Genomic DNA, 24,384 nt, shown 5'->3' on the forward strand with positions numbered 1-24,384 from the left:
TTTTTCGTGTCGCAAGCCGCGCGATTGCCAGACCGCGGGCTGGCGACCGACAGATCTTCGGTGCACTTTATCCCCGCAAACTCCGAGAAACTTCAGTGCGACACACCATCGGCACCCAATCGCCAGCCCGGGGGGCGGTCTGGCGATCGCGCGGCGGCCTGCGGCCTTGATTCCGCGCGGCACAAAACCAGCGATAGCAAAAGGAGCTCCAAGCGGTCATTGCTCTCCGCGCCCACTGCGAACTCTCGCTTTCATCATCCATTGCGAAGCCCCGCCAACCCGGCGGGGCTTTCTTCTGTGGGGCGTCGGTATGATGCCCCTTGGAACCACCGTCGCTTCAGGCGACCCGGGACATGTACGCACTGGCCTTCGCCACCGGATGCGGCAGGCCGGGATAGGCACAGCGCCGGCGGTTCAGTTCCGGAAACAGGTCCTTCAGACGCTGCTGCGCGCCGATATCCAGAAGGTTCAGCGCCTTGGGCGACGGACGGAATGTCTCGATCGGCAGGCCTTCGGCGGTGATCACCTCGTGGCGATCAAAGACCAGGTTGTAATAGGTCACTTCCTCCGACGACCAGTCGGAATAGGCCGCGTCGCTGGCGGACGCGACACCATCGACCCGCATCAGGCAGCCGGGCTGGTCCTCCGCGCCCGCAATACGGTAGCCGGGGATCAGGACGCGGTGACCGCTCGCGATCCGCAAATCGCGGTTCGGCATCATCGGTCCGACCGCCCGCGGCTTCAGCCGGATGGGCGCCAGTTCGGGATGCTTGCGCATCTCCGCCGCCGTCACCGTCCAGGTCCAGATCATCCGCACCGGCTGCATTCCGTTATGCCGCACCAGTACCATGTCCCCGGGCTTCAGCATCTCCACACGCCGCCCGCCCAAAGGCGTGCGCACGTTCGCCTCACCGCAAATACCGGTCATGTAGCGCCGGTCGGTTCTGTCATTCACCGTGATCGAATCCACGTAGCCCATTTCGCACTCCAGTGAGTTTCCCATACGGAAACAAGGTCCGGGCGTAATGCGCCGCATTTGGGATCGAATTGAGGTAATATCGTGCCGGATACTTAATTTTCTTGGTGTTGCCTGGGGCCGGCGGCGCCACGGCCCAGATGACGCGCAGACACCGCCCCTTGATTCCGATACCGATCCCGTCCCAACTGTCGCCATGACAGACACGCCCCCCCGCATCTCCGTCGCCCACCAGGGGACAGGCGCCCGCCTGCACGCCCCTGCCGCCGAGCGCAACGCCGACGCCATCCTCGACCTGCTCAGGACCCACGCGCCAACCTCCGGCACGGCGCTCGAAATCGCCAGCGGCACGGGCCAGCACGTCACCCATTTCGCGACCCACCTTCCGGGCCTCACCTGGCAGCCCACGGATGTCACCCAGGACCGCCTCGCCTCCATCGCCGCGTGGTCCGCCGACGCGCCCGACGGGGCCATACGGCCACCGCTGCGCCTCGACGCCACCCAACCCGGCTGGTCTGCCACCCACAACGGGTTCGCCCTCATACTGCTGGTCAACCTACTGCACCTGATCTCGACCGAGGCCGCCCGCACCCTCATCGCCGAGGCCGCCCGCGCCCTCGCCCCGGAGGGCCGCTTCATCGTCTACGGCCCCTTCCTGCGCGACGGCCGGGCCACCTCGGACGGCGATGCGCGATTCGACGCCGCCATTCGCGCCGATCATCCGGACGCGGGCTACAAGAACGACGCCGACATGCTACGCTGGACGGGCGAGTCAGGCTTGGATCTCATCGCCCGCACCGAGATGCCCGCCAACAACCTCGCCCTTGTATTGGTACGATCAAAGGACTGTTCATGATCCGGTTTCTCGTCGCCGCGCTGGCCCTCGTCACCCTTACCCTGACTTCCGCCTGCGCCGGGCCGCGCTATGGCGACAACGACCCCGTCGACTGGGACGGCCCGCCGCCCTGGAACTACGACATCCACGGCATCGACGTCGCCCGCTTCCAGAACGATATCGACTGGGCCCGCGTCGCGCAGTCCGGCATCGAATTCGCCTTCATCAAGGCAACCGAGGGCGGCGACCGCGTCGACCCCAAGTTCGCCCGCAACTGGGCCGGCGCGGGACAGGCCGGCATCCCGCGCGGGGCCTACCACTTCTACTATTTCTGTACCCCGCCCGAGGTGCAGGCCCGCTGGTTCATCCGCAACGTGCCCCGCGAAGGCGGAGCCCTGCCCCCGGTGATCGACCTGGAATGGAACCCATATTCGCCGACCTGCACCACCCGCCCGCCGGGGGCCGAGGTCCGCCGCCAGGCGCGCGTCTTCATGGACATACTCGAGCGCCACTACGGCCAGCGCCCGATCATCTACACCACGCTGGAATTCTACCGCCAGACCGGCATCGGCCAGTTGAACGAGGAATTCTGGCTGCGCTCCACCGCCAAGACCCTGCGCACCACCTTTCCCGGCCAAAGCTGGAGCTTCTGGCAATATACCGGCACCGGCGTCGTGCCGGGCGTGGCGGGCGGCGTCGACATCAACGTCTTTGCGGGAAACAGCAGCACCTGGCGCCGCTGGCTTCAGGCGCGCACCCGCTGATGCGGCGCGCCCCGAAGAATTCCCCTTAAGTCACACGGCTGCTTTGCCAACCTTGCTGACAGAACAAGGATCCGTTCGACGAGGGGCAGGACATAGGCGACCATGCAACTCCTGCAAAAGGCTTAGGGCAGCCAGGGCATCAGCACAGTCACCTGATGCGTAGACGATCGTCACCGAACGAGGGATGCGATCATCCGCTAGGTGTTCGTCCACGTCGAGCCATTTTGGAACGCTGCTCGCGACGGTTATCACCTTTAATTGCCAAAGCGCGCATAGCCATTCCTGGCGCGGCGCATGGAATAACTTTTGCAACCATTGGCAAGCCGCGCTAGCGTTAAATTTTTAGTAAGGATTTATTAATGTCTGAGCCAGAAATGCCGCGCCAACTGCGGGTTCGTTATGTCGGTCAGTCATGGTGAGCAGTGACCTAAACCCAAAGCGCGACAGCCACCTTTACGGTCTCGATATCCTGAGGTTTATCGCGGCCCTTCTCGTGGTCTATTTCCATTTTGGATTGTTCAGTGATGCCGAACCAGCTTTTCCTGCGGCACAACAAGACCGAGCCTGGCCATGGATGGAGCAATTCACCAGCCACGGGTGGGTCGGCGTTCAAGTATTCTTTGTCATCTCCGGATTTGTCATCGTCGCCAGTGCCGACCGGTCCGCACCAATCGAATTCCTCAAACACAGGGCGATCCGAATTCTTCCAGCGCTCTGGGTCTACACGTTCATTGCCTTCACGGTTAGGTATGTGGCAGGCGAACCCCTATCGCTCCTGCTCGACTCTTTTTTTAGGTCGATCATTCTGTTTCCGGTCGGTCCCTATATTGACGGTGTTATCTGGACTCTTGTCGTCGAAGCCATTTTCTATTCACTGATTGCCTTGCTTCTTGCTGTCCGGTTGCGAATGCCCAACTTCGATATTTTCCAAGCTTGCGCGATTACCCTTGGCCTTGCCAGCACCTGCTATTTGGCTATCTTGGGCATTCTTTCTCTGATGGAGCCCATCGGCAATGCAGGAAGGCTCCAGAGCCTTCTGGATCGGTACTTTTTCAGTGTTCTCCTGCTTCGCCATGGCGTCTTCTTCGCAATTGGTATGCTTGTGTGGAGAAGCGAAAAGGACGGGTACAACGCCCTGCGAAGTTCCCTGCTGTTGTTGTACGTTGGCGCAGCAATACTCCAAATCGTGCTTCAGGCGAACGGTCACAATCCGGTCGCGCCGGTGATTATCTGGGGCGGAATGCTCGTTTTCTTCGTCATTAGCCTGCGGCACAATTCCACTGTGAAAAGAGTCGGATCGTCATCGCTTCTCCGGAACCTCGGCAACTTGTCCTACCCGATCTATCTCGGTCACTTCGTGATCGGGATGCACCTGATTCCGGCCATAGGGGAGTACGTTCGTCAGGACCTTTTGCTCCTGTTGATCGCATCCGCCATCGTGTTCGGGTTGGCTTGGGCAGTCATGGTCGGGCCGGAGCGCCTTTTGCAAACCTCGGCCAAGGCTCGCCTGCTTGGCGTCCCCGCCGCACGTTAGGAGTTCATCCGCACCGTTTGCAGCTGCCCCACGAACCCATTCTTATCCCGACGCTTGAGCTGCAACTTACCTCGTCATGCACAAAGCAAGCTGAAAAGGATTGCGCCTTGACTTGAGATCACCAAGTGGACGCCCGTTTCATCCCGCAACGCCGACATCCGAATTTCCGACGCCCCTACCCCATCTGCGCCGAAGGCGTGGAGCGTGAAATCTCGGCCTCTTCCTCGGTCATCTCCTCCGGCACGCCCTCGAACAGCGGGGTCGACAGGTAACGCTCTCCGGTATCGGGCAGCATCACCAGGATCACCGCCCCCTCAGGCGCGGTCTCGGCCACCTGCATCCCCACGGCGAAACTCGCGCCGCCGGAAATGCCGGTAAAGATGCCTTCCTCCGCCGCCAGCCGACGCGCCCATTTCACGCCATCGGCCCCGGCAACCGGGATCAACTCGTCATAGTAGTTGTTGTCGATCGCCTCCTGGATCACGTAGGGAATGAAATCCGGCGTCCAGCCCTGGATCGGATGCGGCTCGAAATTCGGGTGACTTTCCGTGGGCTGATGCTGGTCGTTGCGGGTGTTCACATAACCCGAACTGATGATCGCCGCATTGGCCGGCTCGCTGAGGATGATCTTCGTATCGGGCCGCTCTTTGCGCAGCACCCGCGCCACGCCCGTCACCGTGCCGCCGGTACCATAGCCCGTCACCCAGTAATCCAGCCGTTCCCCCTCGAAATCTCCCATGATCTCGCGCGCCGTGGTGGCCTCGTGGATATCGGCGTTGGCCGCCGTCTCGAACTGGCTCGCCAGGAACCAGCCGTTTTCCTCGGCCAGTTCCTTGGCCTTGGTGTACATGCCGAACCCCTTCAGCGCCTTCGGCGTCAGCACCACCTTCGCCCCCAGCATCCGCATCAGCTTGCGCCGCTCGACCGAGAAACTCTCGGCCATCGTGACCACCAGCGGATAACCCTTGGCCGCGCAGACCATCGCCAGCCCGATTCCAGTGTTGCCCGACGTCGCCTCGACCACCGTCTGTCCGGGCGCCAGGCTCCCATCCGCCTCGGCGGCCTCGATGATGTTCAGCGCCAGCCGGTCCTTGACCGACGCCGCCGGGTTGAACGCCTCGGCCTTGACGTAGACGGTCACGCCCTTGGGCGCGATGCGGTTCACACGGATAACCGGCGTGTCGCCCACCGTGTCCAGAACGCTGTCATAGCGGCACCCGCGCCCGCTGGTTTTTCGGCTTGTCATGGTATCCTCCCGAGATCTGGTTTTCCCCAGAGTCGTAACACATTTTAACCGCGTTTGGGACGCTCCATTAAGAAACGCGCCGGTGCGCAAGCCACCGACGCGTTACCACTGAAATACCGACGTGATACCGACCCGGGTTTCAGCCGTTAACACCCCGAGTCGCGCATCCCTCACCCATCCTTGCGGATGGTCTCGTTCTTGGGATCATACGGGCTGTCACAGGTCACGGTCGCGTCCCACAGCTTGTCGAACATCTTGACCTTCAGTTTCGTACCCTCGACCGCCAGGTCAGGGGTCACGTAGCCCATACCGATCGACTTGCCGAAATGCACCGAATACCCACCCGAGGTCAGCCGCCCGACCCGCGTGCCATCCTCGGTGTAAAGCACCTCGCGGCCCCACGGATCGGCATCTTCCGGCCCGTCGATCAGCAGCGTGCAGCACTTCAAGCGAACACCGGTTTCCTGCAATTTATCCTTGCCGTGAAAGTCTTTATCCAGATCGACAAAGCGCGGCAGATCGGCCTCCAGCGGGGTCGCGTCGCGGCCCAGCTCGTTGCCGAAGGCGCGATAGGATTTCTCCTGCCGCAGCCAGTTCTGCGCCCTGGCGCCGACCAGCTTCATGCCGTGCTTTTCGCCTGCTTTCTCCAGCAGATCGAACAGGTAGTTCTGCATCTCCATCGGGTGATGCAACTCCCAGCCCAGCTCGCCGGTATAGGCCACGCGGATCGCCTTTACCGGGCACATGCCCAGCTCGATCTCGCGGCAAGACAGCCACGGAAAACGCTTGTTGCTCAGTGCAGTAGCCGGATCGGCATCCTTGATCACCTCGTTCAGAACGTCGCGCGACTTCGGCCCCGCGATGGCGAACACACCCCATTGCGTGGTCACGTCCTGGATCTCGATATACCCGAACTCCTCGGCCTTCTCCTCGGCCGCCTTGCGCAGGTAATCGGCGTCGTATTCCGTCCAGGCCCCTGCCGAGACACAATAATACGCGTTCTCACCGGTCCGGACGATCGTGTATTCCGTGCGCGTCGTGCCATGATCCGTCAGCGCGTAGGTCAGGTTGATGCGACCCACCTTCGGCAGCTTGTTGCAGGTGAACCAGTCCAGGAACGCCGTCGCCCCGGGACCCTTCACCACGTGCTTGGTGAATGCGGTCGCATCAATCAGGCCCACGCCGTTGCGCACCGCTTCCGCCTCGGCCTTGGTATACTCCCACCAGCCGCCACGGCGGAAGGACCGCGCGTCGTGGTCGAAATTGTCATCGGCGTCCAAGGGCCCGAAATAGTTGGGTCTTTCCCAGCCGTTGACGAACCCGAACTGCGCGCTGCGCGCCTTCTGCCTATCATAGGCGGGCGCCGTGCGCAGCGGGCGGCAGGCGGGCCGTTCCTCGTCGGGGTGGTGCAGGATATAGACGTGCTCGTAGGCTTCCTCGTTCTTGCGCGCGGCGAACTCGGTCGTCATCCAATTGCTGGAATACCGCTTGGGATCCAGGCTCGCCATGTCGATCTCGGCTTCGCCCTCGACCATCAGCTGCGCCAGGTAATAGCCCGTGCCACCGGCCGCTGTGATGCCAAAGCTGAAACCCTCGGCCAGCCACATGTTGCGCAACCCCGGCGCGGGGCCAACCAGCGGGTTGCCATCCGGCGTATAGCAGATCGGACCGTTGTAATCGTCTTTCAAACCAACGGTTTCCGTCGACGGGATCCGGTGGATCATCGACATGTATTCTTCCTCGATCCGCTCCAGGTCGAGCGGGAAGAGGTCGGCGCGGAACGTGTCCGGCACCGAGTATTCGAACCGTGCGGGCGCGTTCAGCTCGTAGGGGCCAAGGATCCAGCCGCCACGCTCTTCGCGGACATACCACTTGGCGTCGGCGTCGCGCAGAACCGGGTGCTCTTCGCCGCCGTCCTGGCGGTACTTGACCAGCTCGGCATCGGGCTCGGTCACGATGAACTGGTGCTCCACCGGGATCGCCGGCATCTTGATGCCCAGCATCCGCGCGGTGCGCTGCGCGTGGTTGCCGCTGGCGGTCACAACGTGTTCTGCAGACACGACAATCTGCTCTTCCGAAGGCACCAGGTTGCCACCCTTCTCGACCATCTTGGTCAGCGTCACGTCCCAGTGATCGCCCTTCCACTCAAAGCCGTCGGCCTGCCATTTCCGCTCGATTGTCACGCCGCGCTGACGGGCGCCCTTGGCCATCGCCATGGTGACATCGGCGGGGTTGATGTAGCCATCGGTCGGGTGATAGATCGCGCCTTCCAGATCGTCGGTATTGACCAACGGCCACCGCTCCTTGATCTGAGCAGGCGTCATCCACTCGTAAGGCACGCCACAGGTCTCGGCGGTCGAGGCGTAAAGCATATATTCGTCCATACGCGGTTTGCTCTGGGCCATGCGCAGGTTGCCCACGACCGAGAAGCCGGCGTTCAGGCCAGTTTCTTCTTCAAGGGTCTTGTAGAACTTGATCGAGTAGTCATGAATATGCGTCGTCGCATAGGACATGTTGAAATAGGGCAGCAGGCCCGCGGCGTGCCAGGTCGAGCCGGAGGTCAGCTCGTCACGCTCGATCAGCATCACGTCTTCCCAGCCTGCGCGGGCCAGATGATAGGCGATCGAGGTCCCGACGGCACCGCCGCCCACGATCAAGGCTTTGACTTGTGTTTTCATGACATCCGACTCCCTTGGCAGGCATGCTGGCGAGCGTTGTATCACGCCTGTAAACATGCGGCGGGTCCATCCGACATGTCACAGAACAAAAACGACGCACCGCACCCATACTGGGACACGGTGCGTTCAGGTTTCGTTAAAACAGGTCTGGTTTAGTCGCAGAAGCTTCCGACGCAGCGTTGACCCGAGCCGGAGCTGCCGTTGGAAAGTTCAAGCCGCTTGGGCTTGGCCGCCGGTTCTGTTCGTTGAGGTGTCAGCGTTGTCACTTCCTCTCCGCCGGTGACCTGGTTGATCAGCTTGGACAGAAGACCGTTGGGTTGCACACCCTTGGATGTGTCGCATTCCAACCGCAGCGCGCCCATGTCGAAGCTGCAACTGCCCTGCGGCAGGTCGTGCTTGCGCTCAAAGCCCGAGGCGGCGATGGCCATGCCCATCTCCATTTCCTCATCCGTTGCATTGCGGGCCGCGCGGAAGGACTCGAACTCGACAAGGTCGATGGCCTTGGAATAGATCATGCCGGCGTCGCGGTCGCTTTTGCCTTCGTCTACCTGCATCAGGATCTTGGCGCTGGCCGAGTCGTCCATGTCCCGCGCCCGGTTGGCGGCGGCAATCGCCGCTGTGTCACGCGCATTCGACGTTTGCCCGGTCGAGACCGGCATGTTCGTGTCTCCGCTCAGCGCGGCAAGCTCGGCCTGCAACTCGGGCGACGTTTCCGGCTCGGGCGCATTTGCGGCGCGGGCGGCGGCGGCGGCGGTCTCGGCATCGGCCACCATCATCACCGTGTCGACCATCTGCTTGACCTCTGCCTGCACCACCTCGGCGGACTTGCCCGCCATCACGGCCTCGCGTCCGCGGAAATACCCCAGTTCTATAAGCCCGCTCAGGTCGGTGACCTTGCCACCGGTAATGTCCACATCACCGCCCTGCCCACCAAGGCGCATCGAGTAGGCGCTTAGAACCATGGCCCCGGTATCGATGTTCTCGATCTTGTACTGGGCTTCCAGCGCTCGCAGGCTCAGGAACTCCGATTTCAGACGGCGCAATTCCATGCTCAGCGCGGCCGGGTCGATGCCGTCGGGCAAGCTGACATCATTGCCGACACTGGGCACTGGACGCGGCAGCAGGTCGTTCAGGCCGTCATAGTCGATCCGGCTCAGGATTTCTTGCGTGGCTTCGCGCGATGCGTTGGCGTGGACCCGCAGGTGCACCTCGTTGCCAAAACCGATCGACCCTTCAAGATAGCGGAAATGATAGGGACGATCGCCATCATGCCCCAGCTTCTCGGTCAGGCCGAAACCGCCGGTCACGCCGTATCCCACATTGCGTTCGAATGCGTCCATCATTGTACCATCCATGGCGCTGGCCACGATACCGAACAGCGAGTTCGAACTGGGCCGTTCGACCAGACGAACCTCGACAAATACTGTTTCCGTGCCGCGTTGATAGATCCACGACCGCGTCGCGCGTTCCTTCAGCTGCTTGACGTGGTCGCGCGCCTCCATCTGTTGCATCAAGCCCTTGCCGGCGGAGTTGCTCATGGAGCCGTCCAGCCCAGCCTCGGGTGGCAGAATCGCACTGTCGTCGCCTTCCAGTAGGGCACGCCGCTCCCATCCCTCGGGCGCCTCGGGCAGGAAAACCAGGCCACCTTGGCGCCACCGGCTCTTGCGCTCGCGTTCGGCATGTTCGGCCAGTTTCTCTTCCTTGGCGGAACTGAACCGGTTCGGAATGGTCTCGATATACGCGCCGGGCGTCATCTCGCCCAACGAAAAGCCGGCCCTGTTCGACTGATCGTAGTAATCGACCCCGGCCAGGATGGTCCCGGCGGTCAGAACGAACCCGATGGAATAAGCGTTGATCATGCACTGCTCCACAAAATGCTTGCGGAAGGTGATGCCAGCCAATTCGGGCAGGAATTGGATGGCTGCGGGGCGATTTCCCGGCGCAGACCCTACTCGCCCAGAGCGATCCCCTCGCGTCGCGGGTCGGCGCCACCCTGCAACGTCTCACCGATGGAAATCGCGTGCAGGCCCGAAACAAGGACCTGCGGCGCCACATCGAACCCCAGCGCCGTCAGGCCCGGCAGCAGGTCCAGCGCCTCGGTCTCGGCCTCCACATCGTAGGTGCCGAACCTGTTGACCAGGTGCGGCAGCGCAACCGCGCTCTGCACATCCATGCCCCAGTCCAGGTAAGCGACGATCGTCTTGGCGACATACCCGATGATACGACTGCCCCCAGGGCTTCCGACGGCCAGTACAGGCGCTCCGTCCTGCATCACGATCGTCGGCGCCATCGACGACCGGGGCCGCTTGCCCGGCGCCACGCCGTTTGCCACGGGCCGCCCGTTCTCGTGGCTGACGAACGAGAAATCGGTCAGTTCATTGTTCAGCAAGAACCCCCGTACCATCAGCCGGGACCCGAAAGCGTTCTCGATCGTCGTGGTCATCGAAGCGACATTCCCGAAGCGGTCGACAATCGAGATATGCGACGTCGAGGGAAGCTCGATCGACACATCGTCCGCAAGATCAAGCGCATGGTCGAACTCGGGTTCTCCGGCTGCAACTTCCTGCAGGGCCGCGTCTCCTTCCAGAAGCCGGGAACGTTTGTGCAGATAGTCTTGATCCAGCAGCCCCTTGACGGGCACCGGCACATAATCGCTGTCCGCCATGTATCGGCCCCGGTCCGCAAAGGCCAACCGGCTTGCATCTCCGATCAACCGCCACGCCTCTATGCTATCGGGTCGCATTGCGCCCATGTCGAACGGCGCGAGCAGTCCAAGGATCTGCCCCACGGTCAGGCCGCCGGAAGAAGGCGGGCCCATCCCGCAGACATCGAACCCCCTGTAGGGCGCGCAGACCGCCTCGCGCTGCTCCACGCTGTAGATCGCAAGGTCGACCTCTTCCATCACCCCCGGATTGCCATCAGCCCCCCGGATCGCCGCTACGATGTCGGCCGCGATGTCGCCCGTATAAAAGGGCGTGGGACCTTCTGCGGAAAAAAGGCGCAGCGTCTCGGCATAGTCCGGGTTCTTCAGGATCGCGCCGGCCAGCAAACGCTCGCCGCCAGGGAAGAAGTAGTCTCTCGTGGCCCGGGTGCCGAAAAGCCGGATCGCATCCTGTGCCACCATCGCGGCCAGGCGCGGCGACACCTCGAAGCCATCCTCCGCCAACGCGATGGCCTCTGCAAACAGGCTGCCCCACGCGGCGCGTCCCCACTTGGCATGCGCCTCCGCCAACAGCGCGGGCGTGCCGGGCACACCCACCGACCGACCGCCCACGACCGCGTCGTAAAACGCCAAGGGCTGGCCCTCTGCGTCCTGGAACAGCGTGGGGGTGGCGGCCATAGGCGCGGTCTCTCGCCCATCCAATGTGGTCAATTCCCCGCTTTGCGCATCATACCATACGAGGAACGCCCCACCGCCCAGGCCCGAGCTTTGCGGCTCCACCAGCCCCAGCACCAGTTGGACCGCCACCAGCGCATCCGCCGCCGTGCCGCCCTCGCGCAGGACTCGCGCGCCGGCTTCGACCGCCAGCGGATTGGCCGCCGCCACCATCCAGTCCCGCGCCTCGACCGGACGACCCGCAGCTTTCGCCTCCAGCGCCGCAGCCACCGCCTCGGATGTGTTAACCGCGCCGGCGCCCGCGCCTTCGGGCTGGACCGCGTCGGCGGCCTGCTGGGCCTCCGCCATCCCGGCTAGGAACGGGACAAGGCACAAAGCCAAGCTGGCAAGTAAGAGACGCATTCCAATTCTCCGGCGTTTTCCGCCCAAGCTGGCGGTTACAGCATCGAGGGCACGACCTGGTCCGGCGGACGGTGTCCATCATCGAAGGTCTTGATATTCAGGAGCACCTTTTCGCCCATTTCAAGCCGCCCTTCGACCGTGGCGGATCCCATATGAGGCAGCAGAACAACATTCTTGAGATCGCGCAGACGCGGATTAATGGCGCTCGCATTCTCGTACACGTCCAGACCGGCACCGGCGATTTCTCCGGCTCGCAGCATCCGCGTCAAGGCGTTCTCGTCCACGACTTCGCCCCGGCTGGTGTTCACCAGCACCGCGTCGGGCTTCATCAATTTCAGCCGCCGCGCATTCATAAGGTGAAAGGTCGACGGCGTGTGCGGGCAGTTGACGCTCAGCACGTCCATCCGCGCCACCATCTGATCAAGGCTTTCCCAATAGGTCGCGCCAAGCTCGTCCTCGATCTCGGCTCGCAACCTGTGCCGGTTGTGATAATGCACCTGCATTCCAAACGCTGCGGCCCGTCGCGCCACCGCCTGCCCGATACGGCCCATACCCAGGATACCTAGGCGCCGCCCGGCGATGCGTCCGCCCAGCATCGCCGTGGGCGACCAGCCGGGCCAGTCCTCTCTCTGCATCATCGAGAGCCCCTCGGGGATTCGCCGGGTCACGCTCAGGATCAGCGCCATGGTCATATCGGCCGTGTCGTCGGTCAGCACACCGGGCGTGTTCGACACCAGAATGCCGCGCTGGCGGGCAGTATGCACGTCGATATGGTCGACACCGGCACCGTAGTTCGCGATCAGTTTCAGCCGTTCACCCGCCTGCCCGATCAGGCCGCCATCAATATGGTCGCTCAGCGTCGGCACCAGGACATCGGCGGTCTTGAGCGCTTCGACCAAGGCCTCGCGGCTCATCGGCGTGTCGTCCTCGCGCAACGTGACGTCGAACAATTCCTGCATGCGTCGTTCGACGATCTCCGGCAGGCGTCGCGTTACGACAACACTCAGTCGTCCAGATGCCATGAAGCGTCTCCCCCGTCTTCCATACTGCGCTTTCTTCTGTACAGTGACGCAGGACGCCTCGGGGCACAAGAACCCCGGGTCAGATGAGTGAGCAGTAAGTACAATGAAACGGATTTCCGCCTGCATAGGCGCCGCCTTGATCGCGGCGCTCGGCCTGCCCGCCCTTGCCCAGGAAGAGGAACGCGGGCCTGTCACAAACCTGCCCCTTCCGCGTTTTGTCTCGATGAAGGCCGCCGAAGGCAACGTGCGCCGTGGTCCCAGCCTGACGCACCGTATCGACTGGGTTTTCAAGCGCCGCGACCTACCGCTGGAAATTACCGCAGAGCATGGCCACTGGCGCCGGGTGCGCGACCGCGACGGCCAAGGCGGCTGGGTGCACTACTCGCTTCTGTCGGGGACCCGCACCGTGATCGTCGAGGACGATATGGTGAACCTCTTTTCCAAGCCCTATCCGAATTCCATGGTCGTGGCGCAACTTGAGATGGGCGTCGTCGCACGGATCGACGAATGCGCGCTCGAGTGGTGCCGGCTTATGGCAGGAGGCTATCGTGGCTGGGCGCAGAAGTCGGCATTGTGGGGCGTGGAACCAGACGAGATTCTCGAATGATTCCGCGCCGTCGGGCATTCACAGCCGATCGGTCAAATAATTTCATCTCGGGCCTTGAACCGCGTCAAAGAGCAGAGTAATTAGCGCGGCACTGTTGGGGTGTAGCCAAGCGGTAAGGCATCGGTTTTTGGTACCGTGTATCGTAGGTTCGAATCCTACCACCCCAGCCATGAACCAGAAAAAACCCAACGAAATCAACGCTCCTTGCACGCCCTGTCCGTGCACTCTCGCTCCCCCGCCCGAGCCATCGATTTTTCGCATCTCGAAGAATCCGCCGAGGTCCGCAGCATGCGTGAACCCGGCCCTGCATTCCGTAGCGTCACCGACCATCGAAACGGACAACCGTAGCACCGAATTTTTTTCAGTTTTTCTTTCTTCGGTTTTTCCGTCCCGGAATGTGCATAGCCATGTCCTGCCCGATCCGGCGTCGGAGCCCCTGCCCGCTGCCGCCACGGACCGGGAGACAGGCATGAAGAACATCATCGACGCAACGCAGTTGAGCGACCGCGAACAGGCGCAAGTCCTACGCGAGATCGTGCGCCTCGATATCTCGCGCATGGTTCGGGATACGGCTGATCCCGACATCGACATCGAAGCCCGCATTGATGCGCTTGAGGCCGGATGCGCGAGCCTGCGCCAGGCCATGCGGACCCATGATTTTTCGGAAGCACGTTGCGCCGTCAAAGACGCTGCCAATCAGCTGAACCTGATCCTTCGCTTTCCCCTGGCACCCGCCTTCGCCCGAACCGTCTGCGCGACACGACGCAGCCTTATGAAGCTCGAGATCGAGGTCTTCGAGGATGGCAAGGATCCCCTCGAAGGCGCCGCTGACCTGCTCAGCCGCCACGACATCACGGTCAAAAACGGAAAGATCCCCAGCGCGGTGCGGATATCCGATGCACTGGCCGGCGCGCTCAGGTCGCGGCCGGAGGAAATGGGTCGTAAGCTCACAGTTACGGCCGAGTTGCTGATCGCTTACGCTGGCGATATCCGGCTCGAACGGCTGCCAGCACTCATCGACTCATTTCTGGTGTGGCTCAGCCGCCTGCCGGCGATGCACGGTCGGGCGCACGGCAAGAACCGCTATACGAAAAGCACTTCCGAAAAAACCCTTCTGTCGAAACAGGAGGAGATCGACGCGGCCGACCAGGCCGATGCCCGCCTCTACGAGTCCTACGCGGCACGCGACGATATCTCGCCGGCACAGAAACGCGCCGAGTTGAGCGACCAGCTGGAGCCGCGCGTGACGCACACCAATCTCGAGCGCCACCTCGACCGTATCCACCAGCTTCTCGACAGCGCGCGCGAGCAGTGTGGCTACGTGGGCGAAGTTCGTGTCACCACGTACCCAAAACTTACCAAGCTCATGAAAAAGGACAGCGAAAGACGCAAGGACCTGAACCCGCTCTACATTCGCAAAACGCGTCCGAAGATTCGGCTCCGCTGGTCCGGGCAGCGGATCAAGACATTGCTGACATCGCCACTCTATCGGGGATGCATGAGCCGGACGTCACGTAGTCGGTCTGGCCGCTACATCTATCGCGACGGGCTCTACTGGATCCCGCTCATCTTGTTGACCATGGGCACACGCCCCTCGGAAGTCCTGCAGCTCAAGAAGTGCGACCTGGTCCAGCGCGAGGTCTGGTGCCTCCGGCTGTGCTGGTCCGACGAACAGTACGGGAAGACCGTCGAAAGCCAGCGCATCGTGCCGGTGCCACAGGTCCTCATCGACCTCGGGTTCATCGACTGGATCGTGGCTCTTGAAAAACCAACGGACCTGCTTTTCCCGGAAATGTGCGAGAGCAAGACGAAACCGCAGGAGATCCTGTCAAAGCGCATGTTGACGATCCGCAAACGTCTTGGGATCGCGAGTTACAACGAAGATCTCTACGCACTTCGCAAAACCCTTTCCTCGGCGCTCTGGGCTGGCGGTGTTCCCCTCGCCGATCGACAGATGATCATCGGTCACGTCTCATCGACGATGATCGGGAAGCACTACACTGAAGCCAACATGTCGGAACTCAAGGAACTCCTTGATCGGGCGGATCACAAGATCGTTGTCGGTTACTCCGCCCCTCACCGTCACCCGGTGATCGAGGACTGCCAGCTCGTTGCCGGTCAGCTCGCCAGAACCGAGGTCGTATTCGATGACGTTGGTGTGCTGGGCGCCCTACGGATCCTGCGCGACAGCGATGGGGCGCAGATCGAGGCAATCGCGATCGCGGGCGCAGAAATGCCTGCGCGACCGAACTGGCGGAATCTGAAGACGCTTGATTGGGCAAACGCGCCCAATGCCGTTGCGGACGTGCTTTCGGAGTACAACATCATCCCGAACGAGAACGAAGAGGCGCGTTTGGCGTTCGAGCACGTCCTGGCGTTGTCCACGGCGACGAGCGAGTCGAAGCTTTCCGATCAGCCAGGCAAGGCGAAGAAACGACCAAGCCGGAAGTCGATCGACAAATCTGAACCATCCTCTCGCATCGAAAACCTCAAACAGGCAAGGACGGTGGAACACGCGATCGCGTGATCAACAACTGGCCCACAAGCCGAAGCCGGAGCGTTGCGGCAAGCCGTATCAGTCCAGTTACTGCTCATCTGCACCGACGAAATACCCTGCCGCACGACAGCCTCTTGAAAATTGTTTCGTCAGCAGCGGACCGGACCAATGTCCTTCGCATCGAAACAGAACCAGGCGGTAGCGGAAGTAATACCGCTACCAAATCTTACCAGGAGAACCAGGAACATGCCGAAGAAAACAGACGAGCGCCAAATCACCGAGGCGTATCTCAAGTCCGTTGATCAAACCGTTAGTATCATTGAAAAGGACGGTCGCAATCCGACTGTAGAGGCTGTGCGCGGCGAGATCGGCGGTTCCTATTCGAAGGTCTGCCCGGCTCTGCGCATCGTGCGAGAGCGCCGCGAAGAAAAGCGGCGCCTGGCCGAGACCGCACCGGACGTTCCGGACACGGTGCGTGACCTGTTCGAGGCGGTTTGGTCGCAGGTCTATCGGGTCGCGGACGAAGCGGCGGCCGCCGCGCGCAAAAGCTACTCCGACGAACTCAAACGCAAGGATGCTGAAATCGAGGAACGTGAAACTGCCCTCGTGAAAGTGGACACCGAAAAGGATGAAACTATCCAGCGTCTCGAACAGGCGAAGCAAGTAGCGCATGATGCGAAACTCCGCACGACCGAACTCGAGGGGATCATCGGCGCGCAAGAACGCGAGCTTGCGGTGTTGAAAGGTAAGCTCGACGAGCGAGACCTAATCTTGAAAGGTTTGTTCCACGGGAATGTTTCGGGGGATCGGCAATGACCTGTACTGGGGGATAGGCCAGCCTTTGCCCTGTAGCCTCTGCATGACCCGACGTTGGACTCTCCTGCTGTAGTACATTTTGCGAACGGCCCACAGCGGCCATCCATGCAAGTAGTAGCGAACGGCGGCTTCGAACCCTTTTGCGTCATTGACTCGCCATCCCCGCCAGCATGGAGCCAAGAGCAACAAAGTGGATCAACATGATCGCTTTGTCGTTCCATATCACGCCGACAATCAGCCAGCCCAGAACGCCGATGAGGAACAGGTAGAGGTTCCAGGGCGTCCAGCCGAAAGCGGTTCCCGCGTAGCCCAGGATCTGGATGACCGAGGCGATCCACTTCACGATGAACGCCGTTTGGCCGCGCTGGATGATATTTGTTGCCTCAGACGCCACGGGTCAGCCCTCCGTCGATCCGCCAGTTCTGCCCGGTGACATAGCTGCCGCCTTCCGAAGCGAGCCAGCCGATGAGTGAGGAAATCTCTTCTTCTTTGCCGTAGCGTCCCATCGGGATACGTGCGCGGCGGTCCTCGGTCTCTGGCAGGCTGTCGATGAAGCCAGGCAGAACATTGTTCATGCGGATGTTCTGTGCGGCATACTTGTCGGCGTATAGTTTGGCGAAACTGGCGAGGCCGGCGCGGAAGATGCCCGAAGTTGGAAAGAGCGCGTCGGGCTCGAAGGCTGCGAAGGTCGAAATGTTGATGATCGCGCCACCGCCTCGTGCCGCCATGATCGGCGTGACGAGGCGGGTGGGACGGATCACGTTCAGAAGGTAAACATCAAGCCCCGCATGCCACTCTTCGTCGGTGATCTCGATGATATCTCCCTTGGGTCCATGCCCGGCTGAGTTCACCAGGACATCGATGCGGCCCCACCGGTCAACCGCGCCGTCAACGAGGCGTGTGAGATCCTCGACCGACTGGTTCGATCCGGTGACGCCGAAGCCGCCGAGATTTTCGGCGAGCGCCTCTCCTTTGCCGGAAGAAGATAGAACACCGACCTTGAAGCCGTTGGAGGCCAGGCGTTTCGCAGCAGCAGCTCCCATACCGCTACCGCCTGCTGTGATGAGCGCTACTTTTTCTATCGTCATGGTCCTATGCTCCTTAGTGGCCGGAGAATCCGGTTGTTTCTGTTTTCCATCAAGTAAGTGGTATGGGATACTATGACCAGCCAGATGGGCTATTTCGTGAGTGTAGGAAATCTATCGTGTCGAAGGAAAACGGCTTGCCGCCCCTTAACGGCCTCCGGGCATTCGCAGCGGCGGGCAGACATCTGAGCTTCCGCGCGGCGGCCGATGATCTGGGCGTGACCCAAGGGGCGGTAGCCCAGCAAGTCCGCGGACTCGAGGAACATCTCGGCCTTCGCCTGTTCCTGCGGGTGTCCCGTGGTCTGGCTTTCACCGAGGAGGGGCGCGCTTACCACGCGGCGGTTTCGCGGGCTTTCCTACAGCTCTCGGAGGCAACCGTGGCACTCCGGTCGGCACCGTCGCGAGCGACGATCAGTGTGACCCCCACCTTTGCGTCGAAGTGGCTCATCCCGCGGCTCGCGGAGCTCACCGAAGCCCATCCCGGGATCGACCTGCGCATTACCGCCACCGAGCGCGTCGCGAGCTTCCATGCCGACGGGATCGACCTCGCGGTGCGGCAGGGACGGCCGCCCTTCGGGGCGAGCCTGCGCGCCGATCTACTCTTCCCGCAGGAGGTGATTGCAGTCTGCTCGCCCAACCTGATCGCCCGTCAGGATCTACCGCTCGACGCGGCGGCTTTGTCGCGCATGACGCTGCTGCACGACTCGCACGATCTTTGGCCGAAATTCATCGAAGCCGCCTTTGGGGGTGAAGTTGAGCTGTCGCGCGCACTTCGGTTTAACCAGACAACACTCACTATCGACGCGGCGCTGGCTGGGCAGGGTATTGCGCTGGCAAGCCGTTTCCTCGTTCAGCGAGACCTGAAGGTTGGGCACCTTGTGCAACCGCTCGACTGTGCTCTCGAAGGTGGACTGGACTTCTACCTGCTGACGCCGCGACAAAACCCGTCTGATGCGTCATTGATCGTCCGCGACTGGTTTCTCGGCATGACTATCGAAAGCGCCTAAGTGAGTCGCCGTGGTTCGCCGCAGCTAAGGCAACTTTGTCCACTTAACGTACATTGACGTCATGTGCAGCGAACGACGGCTTCCCGCCCTTCCTGCTGGTGACCATCGCAGGTGCGACAAGAATTGAGCAAGCCGGCGAAGGTCCGAGAGGTCCCACGAGGCTGTCGCCCTCAAGCTTGGCCCGCCTCCTGTTTTCTTCGTGGATATCAGAGAAATCCTTTCGGACACCTGCTCCAACGGCGAAGATCGGCAGTCGGCATCATGGGGCCGATTGACGACCCTGGAAGCGAGATTTCCGGCAGCGCCGAAAAAACTGAAGTTTTTGCTTCGTGCCGCCGGCGAATGGCCAATCTCCATATCAAGACACCGAAACAACGACCATTCAGCCGAGGCAGCAAAAAGGAGGATCATCTCGGAGAAACAACATGCGGACAGGCTTGATGCTGCCACGAACGGCAGACGCGCAACCAAAGAGGACCACGATGCTGCGTAACTTACCCACGAATACCCTGTCCGCAGACCTGCAACTTGCTGCCGCACGGGCGCATTTCGACAAGCACGGATCGGCTCTGTGCAACGCCGCGGGGCTGATCGACGGCGAGGCCGGAATGGCCCGCGTCCAGCGTCTGATGACCGGCTTGCGCGAAGCGTCGCGACTTGACCGGGGGACGCGGCGCAGGCTCGTCGATCTACACCGGCTCCTGTCCCTCGACCCCGTCATCGACGAGCTCGAACCGGACCTGTCACATTGGAGCCTCCTCGATCCCGCGAGCATCGAGGTGGAAGAGCTCTGCCTGCTCACCGACCGGCTCTATGACCTCCTCGTCGAGATCGGAGAACTGGACGAAGAGCGCGATGCGCTGGCGCTTGCCCTCCCGGCGCGGGACGCCGCTTGACCTTCGGCGCCGGCCATGCGGGGTTTGCACGGTCGGCGTCATGCCCTCGGACGAATGCAAGGTCCGATAACCCAGCCTTCTACCGTCGCGGAACGTCTTCGCCGATGCGGCGCGACAGCAAAAGATCAGCGCCCGGCAGATTTCTTCTTCGTAATCCGGATGATCGACTAATGTTCTCATCACCAGCACCGAAGACCAGCCATTGAGAACAAACGAAAGGAACCTGCCAACGCCCACCTTCTCCCTGCGACGGAACATGACGCCGATGAACCAGGCACACCTCCGTTTCCGACACTGCATGAAGGGAGAACATCATGCTCAATTCCACCACCCTCAACACCACCACCATCGACACCGCCGAGGCCCGTCTCGGCGCGGCTTACACTGTGGAGCAGCACCTTCGCCGTGAAGGCGCGAGTCTCTGCGACCTGCTGGATGCGCTCGATGATCCGAGCGGGTTCGCGGCGCTCTGTGATCTGCACGGCGCCTTCGGGCAGCCGATCCCGGATACAAATGCCGTCGAGGCCGCGCTGCGCGACATCCACCGCGTCCTGGCTGACCAGTCACCCTCATCGCTCGACCGGATCGGTCATGAGCGAGGCCTGCCAGCCTCCGACATAACACGGTGGCACGGAGCGCGGGTCAGCGAGCTTCTCGCGCAGTTCCGTCATGCCGACTGAGGCCAGGGCACGCTGTTCCCTTCAGGTGGCGCGCCAGCGCCGCCTGAGCGTCCTATCCTAATGAGTTCGGGGGAGCAGGATATCTGCGACGTGACCCCGTGGCTCACCGACCCGCTCTCCAAAGCCATTCGTACTTTCGAATTCGCTCTGAACGAATGAATGAGGTCTTTCCCGGTCTCGTCAGTTGCCACTGGAAAATTTTTTGACCATCGCAAACAGTCCCATCTTTCTCGTATGACACATTCAGACACTTCCCTAAGCCTTGCAAATCTGCGAATGCGGATCGAAAGCGGCACGCTGCCTTCTCCCGGCACCGCGTCAATATTGGCGTCGCTCGATCTCGCTCAGACGGCTATCGGGTCGGAAGCGTTTCAGGACCCCGACCTACTTAAAACCGAGCGATCTTTCTCGACCGTGCTGCCCCACGAGCCGGACGACGAACTTGTCGAGGCATTCGGGGACGCGGCGCTTTACCGTCGATGCCGGGACAGCATCTTGCGTCACGTAAAACTCGCCGGGGCTTTGCATGATGGGGACCCGTACACACTGCTGAATCAGCTTGCCCGGGAAAACCGCATCGCCGGCGTGAACAGGAGATTGATGGAAGCGATGTTCCCCGGAGTGGCCTTGCGGGATATTACGCGACAGATGGCGTTGACGGCTGACCGGGACTTGCGTCGCACGGAGCGAAATTCTTTCCGAAATTCATTATCGACAATCGACAAACTCAGAGACGATCCGCGCGTCGTGACGGCGGGCATACTTGGTCCGAACAAGTTTGGCTCCATGCCGACATATCGTGACGGAGACAGGCAACCTCTTGGCCTCCCTCCGGAGTTTAATGGGGTGCTGGACGAGATGCCAGTCAGTCAAGCCCGCCGCGCCCGTCGTGCCTTCGAACTTGCCGTGGATTTTGGAGTGTTCGGTGTCGATGGCCCCCGACCCGGATGGTCAATGTCTTTGGAGTGCGCGACTCGATACCGTGCCGCAGTGAAGCAGAAGGTTTCTGAGTATTCCGCCGATAACTATCTCCTGGCGCTACTTTCGTTGCTTCGAAAAACCATCCCCGGCGCAGTGCCCGATAACGTAACCGCGGACCGAGTCCGCCGTCCCGAACGCCAGGAGGCGCCCGCCAAGCCTCGGAAAAGAAGGACAGAAAGACGCCCGGTTGTCTTACCAGGAGCAATAGAGGCAGAAGTGTCTGCATTTGCCAATGAACGCTCGACTGACCGCCGTCGCGTGCGGAACTTGCGCCGCTTTTTGCGAGACGTTCTGGAAGCCGGCTTCGACATCGAGTCCCCGACCTTTCTCGCCGACGCCGTAGCGTTCCTCGAAACCGCATCCCAGAAACGCACGCCTCTCACTCTGCTCGGCTACCGGACGGTTCTCCGCGCGTTCCTCGCTCACACGGACCGGTTGTCTCTCTGGGACGGCTTGATCTCTCGCGCCAACGGAACCATTGCGAGCGGCAACAACATGCAGGGCCTGCTGCTGATAAGGAAATTCGCAGAACGCGCCAAGCCGCCAATACCTCCGGCGAAAATCGACGTGAATGTCGCGCGTGAATTTCTCAAGATAGCCGCAGGGACCCGGGATCTCCCGAAATGCCTCGCCGGTCTCGCGGCTCTTGATGTCTTGCGCACGGAGTTTCCCGAGCGACTGCCGAGCACAATTATCGGAGACCAGAGGGCTTGGCTCAGGGCTCAAAGTGGCGGCCCCCCAACAGCCCTGGAAAATGCGCTGCAATCTGTCGCCGTAGCGGCGGTTTACGGCGATTTCGGGGTGAAAGAATTGATCGTTGCGGCGCGGCGATTGTATGAGTTGACACCCGACAAGACGGTGTTCGACGCTCCGGTCGACATCATAAGATGGCATGACCTGATCGCGGCTGCTCACGCGAGCCATCCGCGAGAAATGTTACATTACCGCCTGGCATTGCTGCGCCTGGCCGATCATGTTGGACGCAATTGGACACCCGGCTGGCAAGAGCTCCAGAGACATATCGTCGACGCCGGTATCCCGCGCGCAGATAACCCAGTCGATGCGCTGATGGGTGTGGCGGTCGTCGCCGGGCTCGAGCCCTGGCAGCTCGACAAAGAATGGGCATGGATGCATGAGAGATCGTTGCGCCCGGATCTGCGAATAACATGGTCGCGGAACATCGACCGGCTCGACGCCTTGCACGCCGTACCGGAGGTCGCCGCAACCGGCCTTTTGCCGACGGACCGCCTCGGACCGATGCCGGCGAGGGGGAGCCGGCTGAAGCAGGCGGTCTATCCGCTTCCAGCCAGGTTTCAGGCGGTGCTCGAGGGTGAAACGAAACAGGTGCTGGAAGCCGCGCATTTTCTGTGGCGCTGCCTGCGGGCGTTCGGTGTCTATGCGCGCGGCGACGACCCCGCGCCATTCGCCATAGTGACTGACGAGCATCTTGAGCGGATCATGAGCGAACAGCCGTTCATGACGCCCGCCTCGGCCCGCTTCCACGTCGCGCGGATCCGCGATTGGCGCGAAAGCCGCCCAGGTCTGGTTTAGATCAGCGTCAACCGCGTCGACTCAGAAATTCTTTCCGTCTCGCTGTGACGGGAACCATCTCCTGCAAAACAGGAGATGCCCATGCTTCCCTTCACAAGATTTCACGCCGCAACGCTCCTCGACCTGCACACTTGGTCGACGCTGTCGCGCAACGAAGTGCGCCCTTTCCTCGCCCGGTTCGGGATTCACCCGCTTGGTCGTAAATACCCGATGGTGAGAGTCTACGAGCACCTGCTCGGCCTCTCGCCATCGGACACCTTCGAAGACAATATGCTTGGCGGAGGCTTGGTGCGCGCCACGAACGTCGCCGAGTGGTTCGGTGTTTCCAGAGACGTTCTCCTGGACCAGCTGCGCGCGTCCAACAATGGTTACCCGCCGCTCTACGCGTTCGGACCGAAGCGAAACCTCATGCTGAGGGCACAAGTCGAGCAGCTGCTGTCGAGCCCGCGGAACACGTGGAAAAACCTCGCACCGATCCATGGACATGCCCTGCCCGCCTCGTGCCTGGCGCGGCATCTCAAAGTCCCGCAGTCCCGGATCGACGCGATGCTCGCAGACAAGGACGCTCTCCCGGCCCGTATCATCTGCCAGGGACGCGTTCGCTTCATCGTCTCGGACGTGGCACACAGGCTCAGGATCTCGGGCGCGGTTGACCCCGCCGCCATGTCAGAAGAAGCGCGAACCGACACCCGGGACGGCGACGCGCCCGACGCTGCGACGACCTCCACCGGCGGCACCCCCCGCGGCCTGTTTGCGGACACCACGGCCCGCGCGGCCGCGCACTCTCAAACACAGCGCTCCTGCACAGGATCCGGCCCAGATGCACGCCGAGGCGAGTGCCTGCACGGGGTGTCGGCCGAGGCGAAACTGTCGGGAACATAAGGCACCGCTTAGTTCCCGGATATTTCGACTCGAACGCACATTTTCGCTTCGTCTGCACGCCAGGCGACCAATCTCCTCCACGAACCAGATGAAAGGAAATCCCATGGTTCTCAGAACGACAAACCTCAACCGCATCGTCGCAAACCCGGCCGACCGGCCACCGGCCACGCTACGTGAGGTACACGATCATGACCCAGACCGAGGCCTCCGGTCCGCCCTGCGCCGGCTCCAGCGACTTCTCGGCATGCCGCTCGAGAGCATGCCTGCAGACGTCGACTGGTTTGATGCGCGCTTTCCGAAGCACCACTGCGATGATGCCGAAGTCCCCTGGACCACTGCCCGCGCTTAAAATCGTTGGCGCAGCACGATACGCCGCGCCATCCGCCGGGATCTCTTTGCCCTCGGCATCTCGAACTTCAAGCACAGACCGCTTCAAACGCGCCACCTGTCCGTCACCAAGGCACATGACCACGTCCCGACCTCGGCCAGCCAGGTTCTTGCGCATGCCGGCAGCGAGCTCGCCAAGGCTTGCTACGGGAATTTCCGCAAGGCCGTACCCGGCCCCAAGTCCGACTGACGCCCGATATC

Annotated in this window: 20 protein-coding genes and 1 tRNA gene; 12 read left to right on the forward strand and 9 right to left on the reverse strand. The window is 61.8% G+C overall.

Features of this window, described 5'->3' with window-relative positions:
• Positions 1-337 precede the first annotated feature (337 nt).
• Positions 338-979 carry a Hint domain-containing protein gene (locus C2I35_RS04575; protein WP_170067111.1) on the reverse strand — a complete coding sequence of 214 codons (642 nt, stop codon included), beginning with the start codon at positions 977-979 and terminating at the stop codon, positions 338-340.
• 193 nt (positions 980-1,172) lie between these two features.
• Here C2I35_RS04575 and C2I35_RS04580 point away from each other — a divergent pair, with 193 nt between their 5' ends.
• The 3 genes from C2I35_RS04580 to C2I35_RS04590 all read left to right on the forward strand — a co-directional run bounded on the left by C2I35_RS04580 (position 1,173) and on the right by C2I35_RS04590 (position 4,109).
• A complete protein-coding gene (locus C2I35_RS04580) occupies positions 1,173-1,832 on the forward strand; it encodes a DUF938 domain-containing protein (RefSeq protein ID WP_103761784.1) in 660 nt (219 codons plus the stop codon).
• Positions 1,829-2,575, forward strand: coding sequence for a glycoside hydrolase family 25 protein (locus C2I35_RS04585; RefSeq protein WP_103761785.1), 747 nt, complete (start codon positions 1,829-1,831; stop codon positions 2,573-2,575). The genes C2I35_RS04580 and C2I35_RS04585 overlap by 4 nt, the downstream gene beginning before the upstream one ends.
• A gap of 412 nt (positions 2,576-2,987) precedes the next feature.
• Positions 2,988-4,109, forward strand: a complete 1,122-nt coding sequence (locus tag C2I35_RS04590) for an acyltransferase family protein (protein WP_103761786.1) — start codon at positions 2,988-2,990, stop codon at positions 4,107-4,109.
• A gap of 175 nt (positions 4,110-4,284) precedes the next feature.
• Here C2I35_RS04590 and cysK read toward each other — a convergent pair whose 3' ends face one another.
• The 5 genes from cysK to C2I35_RS04615 all read right to left on the reverse strand — a co-directional run bounded on the left by cysK (position 4,285) and on the right by C2I35_RS04615 (position 12,794).
• Positions 4,285-5,355, reverse strand: coding sequence for a cysteine synthase A (gene cysK / locus C2I35_RS04595; protein ID WP_103761787.1), 1,071 nt, complete (start codon positions 5,353-5,355; stop codon positions 4,285-4,287).
• Between the two features lie 170 nt (positions 5,356-5,525).
• Positions 5,526-8,033, reverse strand: coding sequence for a GcvT family protein (locus C2I35_RS04600; RefSeq protein ID WP_103761788.1), 2,508 nt, complete (start codon positions 8,031-8,033; stop codon positions 5,526-5,528).
• Positions 8,034-8,185: 152 nt separating this feature from the next.
• Positions 8,186-9,892, reverse strand: coding sequence for a hypothetical protein (locus C2I35_RS04605; RefSeq protein WP_146049961.1), 1,707 nt, complete (start codon positions 9,890-9,892; stop codon positions 8,186-8,188).
• 89 nt (positions 9,893-9,981) lie between these two features.
• Positions 9,982-11,772, reverse strand: coding sequence for a gamma-glutamyltransferase (gene ggt / locus C2I35_RS04610; RefSeq protein WP_103761790.1), 1,791 nt, complete (start codon positions 11,770-11,772; stop codon positions 9,982-9,984).
• Positions 11,773-11,807: 35 nt separating this feature from the next.
• The gene (locus C2I35_RS04615; protein WP_103761791.1) at positions 11,808-12,794 is read right to left on the reverse strand and encodes a 2-hydroxyacid dehydrogenase; all 987 of its coding nucleotides are present in this window, start codon (positions 12,792-12,794) and stop codon (positions 11,808-11,810) included.
• A 103-nt stretch (positions 12,795-12,897) separates the two neighbouring features.
• Between C2I35_RS04615 and C2I35_RS04620 the strand changes: the two genes are divergently transcribed.
• The 4 genes from C2I35_RS04620 to C2I35_RS04635 all read left to right on the forward strand — a co-directional run bounded on the left by C2I35_RS04620 (position 12,898) and on the right by C2I35_RS04635 (position 16,714).
• Entirely contained in the window at positions 12,898-13,401 is a 504-nt protein-coding gene (locus C2I35_RS04620; RefSeq protein ID WP_103761792.1) for an SH3 domain-containing protein, read from the forward strand.
• A gap of 95 nt (positions 13,402-13,496) precedes the next feature.
• Positions 13,497-13,571, forward strand: a tRNA-Gln gene (locus tag C2I35_RS04625).
• Between the two features lie 299 nt (positions 13,572-13,870).
• On the forward strand, positions 13,871-15,928 hold the full coding sequence (locus C2I35_RS04630) for a tyrosine-type recombinase/integrase (RefSeq protein WP_170067112.1): 2,058 nt from the start codon (positions 13,871-13,873) through the stop codon (positions 15,926-15,928).
• A gap of 216 nt (positions 15,929-16,144) precedes the next feature.
• A complete protein-coding gene (locus C2I35_RS04635) occupies positions 16,145-16,714 on the forward strand; it encodes a DNA-binding protein (protein WP_170067113.1) in 570 nt (189 codons plus the stop codon).
• A gap of 145 nt (positions 16,715-16,859) precedes the next feature.
• Here C2I35_RS04635 and C2I35_RS04640 read toward each other — a convergent pair whose 3' ends face one another.
• Both C2I35_RS04640 and C2I35_RS04645 read right to left on the reverse strand, forming a co-directional pair.
• On the reverse strand, positions 16,860-17,108 hold the full coding sequence (locus C2I35_RS04640) for a DUF6552 family protein (protein ID WP_103761795.1): 249 nt from the start codon (positions 17,106-17,108) through the stop codon (positions 16,860-16,862).
• A complete protein-coding gene (locus tag C2I35_RS04645; RefSeq protein ID WP_103761796.1) occupies positions 17,098-17,802 on the reverse strand; it encodes an SDR family oxidoreductase in 705 nt (234 codons plus the stop codon). The genes C2I35_RS04640 and C2I35_RS04645 overlap by 11 nt, the downstream gene beginning before the upstream one ends.
• A gap of 116 nt (positions 17,803-17,918) precedes the next feature.
• Between C2I35_RS04645 and C2I35_RS04650 the strand changes: the two genes are divergently transcribed.
• The 5 genes from C2I35_RS04650 (at position 17,919) to C2I35_RS04670 (ending at position 23,796) form a co-directional block, all read left to right on the forward strand.
• Positions 17,919-18,806 carry a LysR substrate-binding domain-containing protein gene (locus C2I35_RS04650; protein ID WP_245890389.1) on the forward strand — a complete coding sequence of 296 codons (888 nt, stop codon included), beginning with the start codon at positions 17,919-17,921 and terminating at the stop codon, positions 18,804-18,806.
• Positions 18,807-19,288: 482 nt separating this feature from the next.
• Positions 19,289-19,702, forward strand: a complete 414-nt coding sequence (locus C2I35_RS04655) for a hypothetical protein (RefSeq protein WP_103761922.1) — start codon at positions 19,289-19,291, stop codon at positions 19,700-19,702.
• Positions 19,703-20,016: 314 nt separating this feature from the next.
• Positions 20,017-20,382, forward strand: coding sequence for a hypothetical protein (locus C2I35_RS04660; protein WP_103761798.1), 366 nt, complete (start codon positions 20,017-20,019; stop codon positions 20,380-20,382).
• Positions 20,383-20,658: 276 nt separating this feature from the next.
• On the forward strand, positions 20,659-22,914 hold the full coding sequence (locus C2I35_RS04665) for a hypothetical protein (protein ID WP_103761799.1): 2,256 nt from the start codon (positions 20,659-20,661) through the stop codon (positions 22,912-22,914).
• A gap of 81 nt (positions 22,915-22,995) precedes the next feature.
• On the forward strand, positions 22,996-23,796 hold the full coding sequence (locus tag C2I35_RS04670) for a hypothetical protein (RefSeq protein ID WP_146049962.1): 801 nt from the start codon (positions 22,996-22,998) through the stop codon (positions 23,794-23,796).
• Between the two features lie 169 nt (positions 23,797-23,965).
• Here C2I35_RS04670 and C2I35_RS04675 read toward each other — a convergent pair whose 3' ends face one another.
• On the reverse strand, positions 23,966-24,301 hold the full coding sequence (locus C2I35_RS04675) for a hypothetical protein (RefSeq protein WP_103761801.1): 336 nt from the start codon (positions 24,299-24,301) through the stop codon (positions 23,966-23,968).
• Positions 24,302-24,384 lie beyond the last annotated feature (83 nt).

Source organism: Roseovarius confluentis (assembly GCF_002917925.1).
GTDB classification, from domain to species: domain Bacteria; phylum Pseudomonadota; class Alphaproteobacteria; order Rhodobacterales; family Rhodobacteraceae; genus Roseovarius; species Roseovarius confluentis.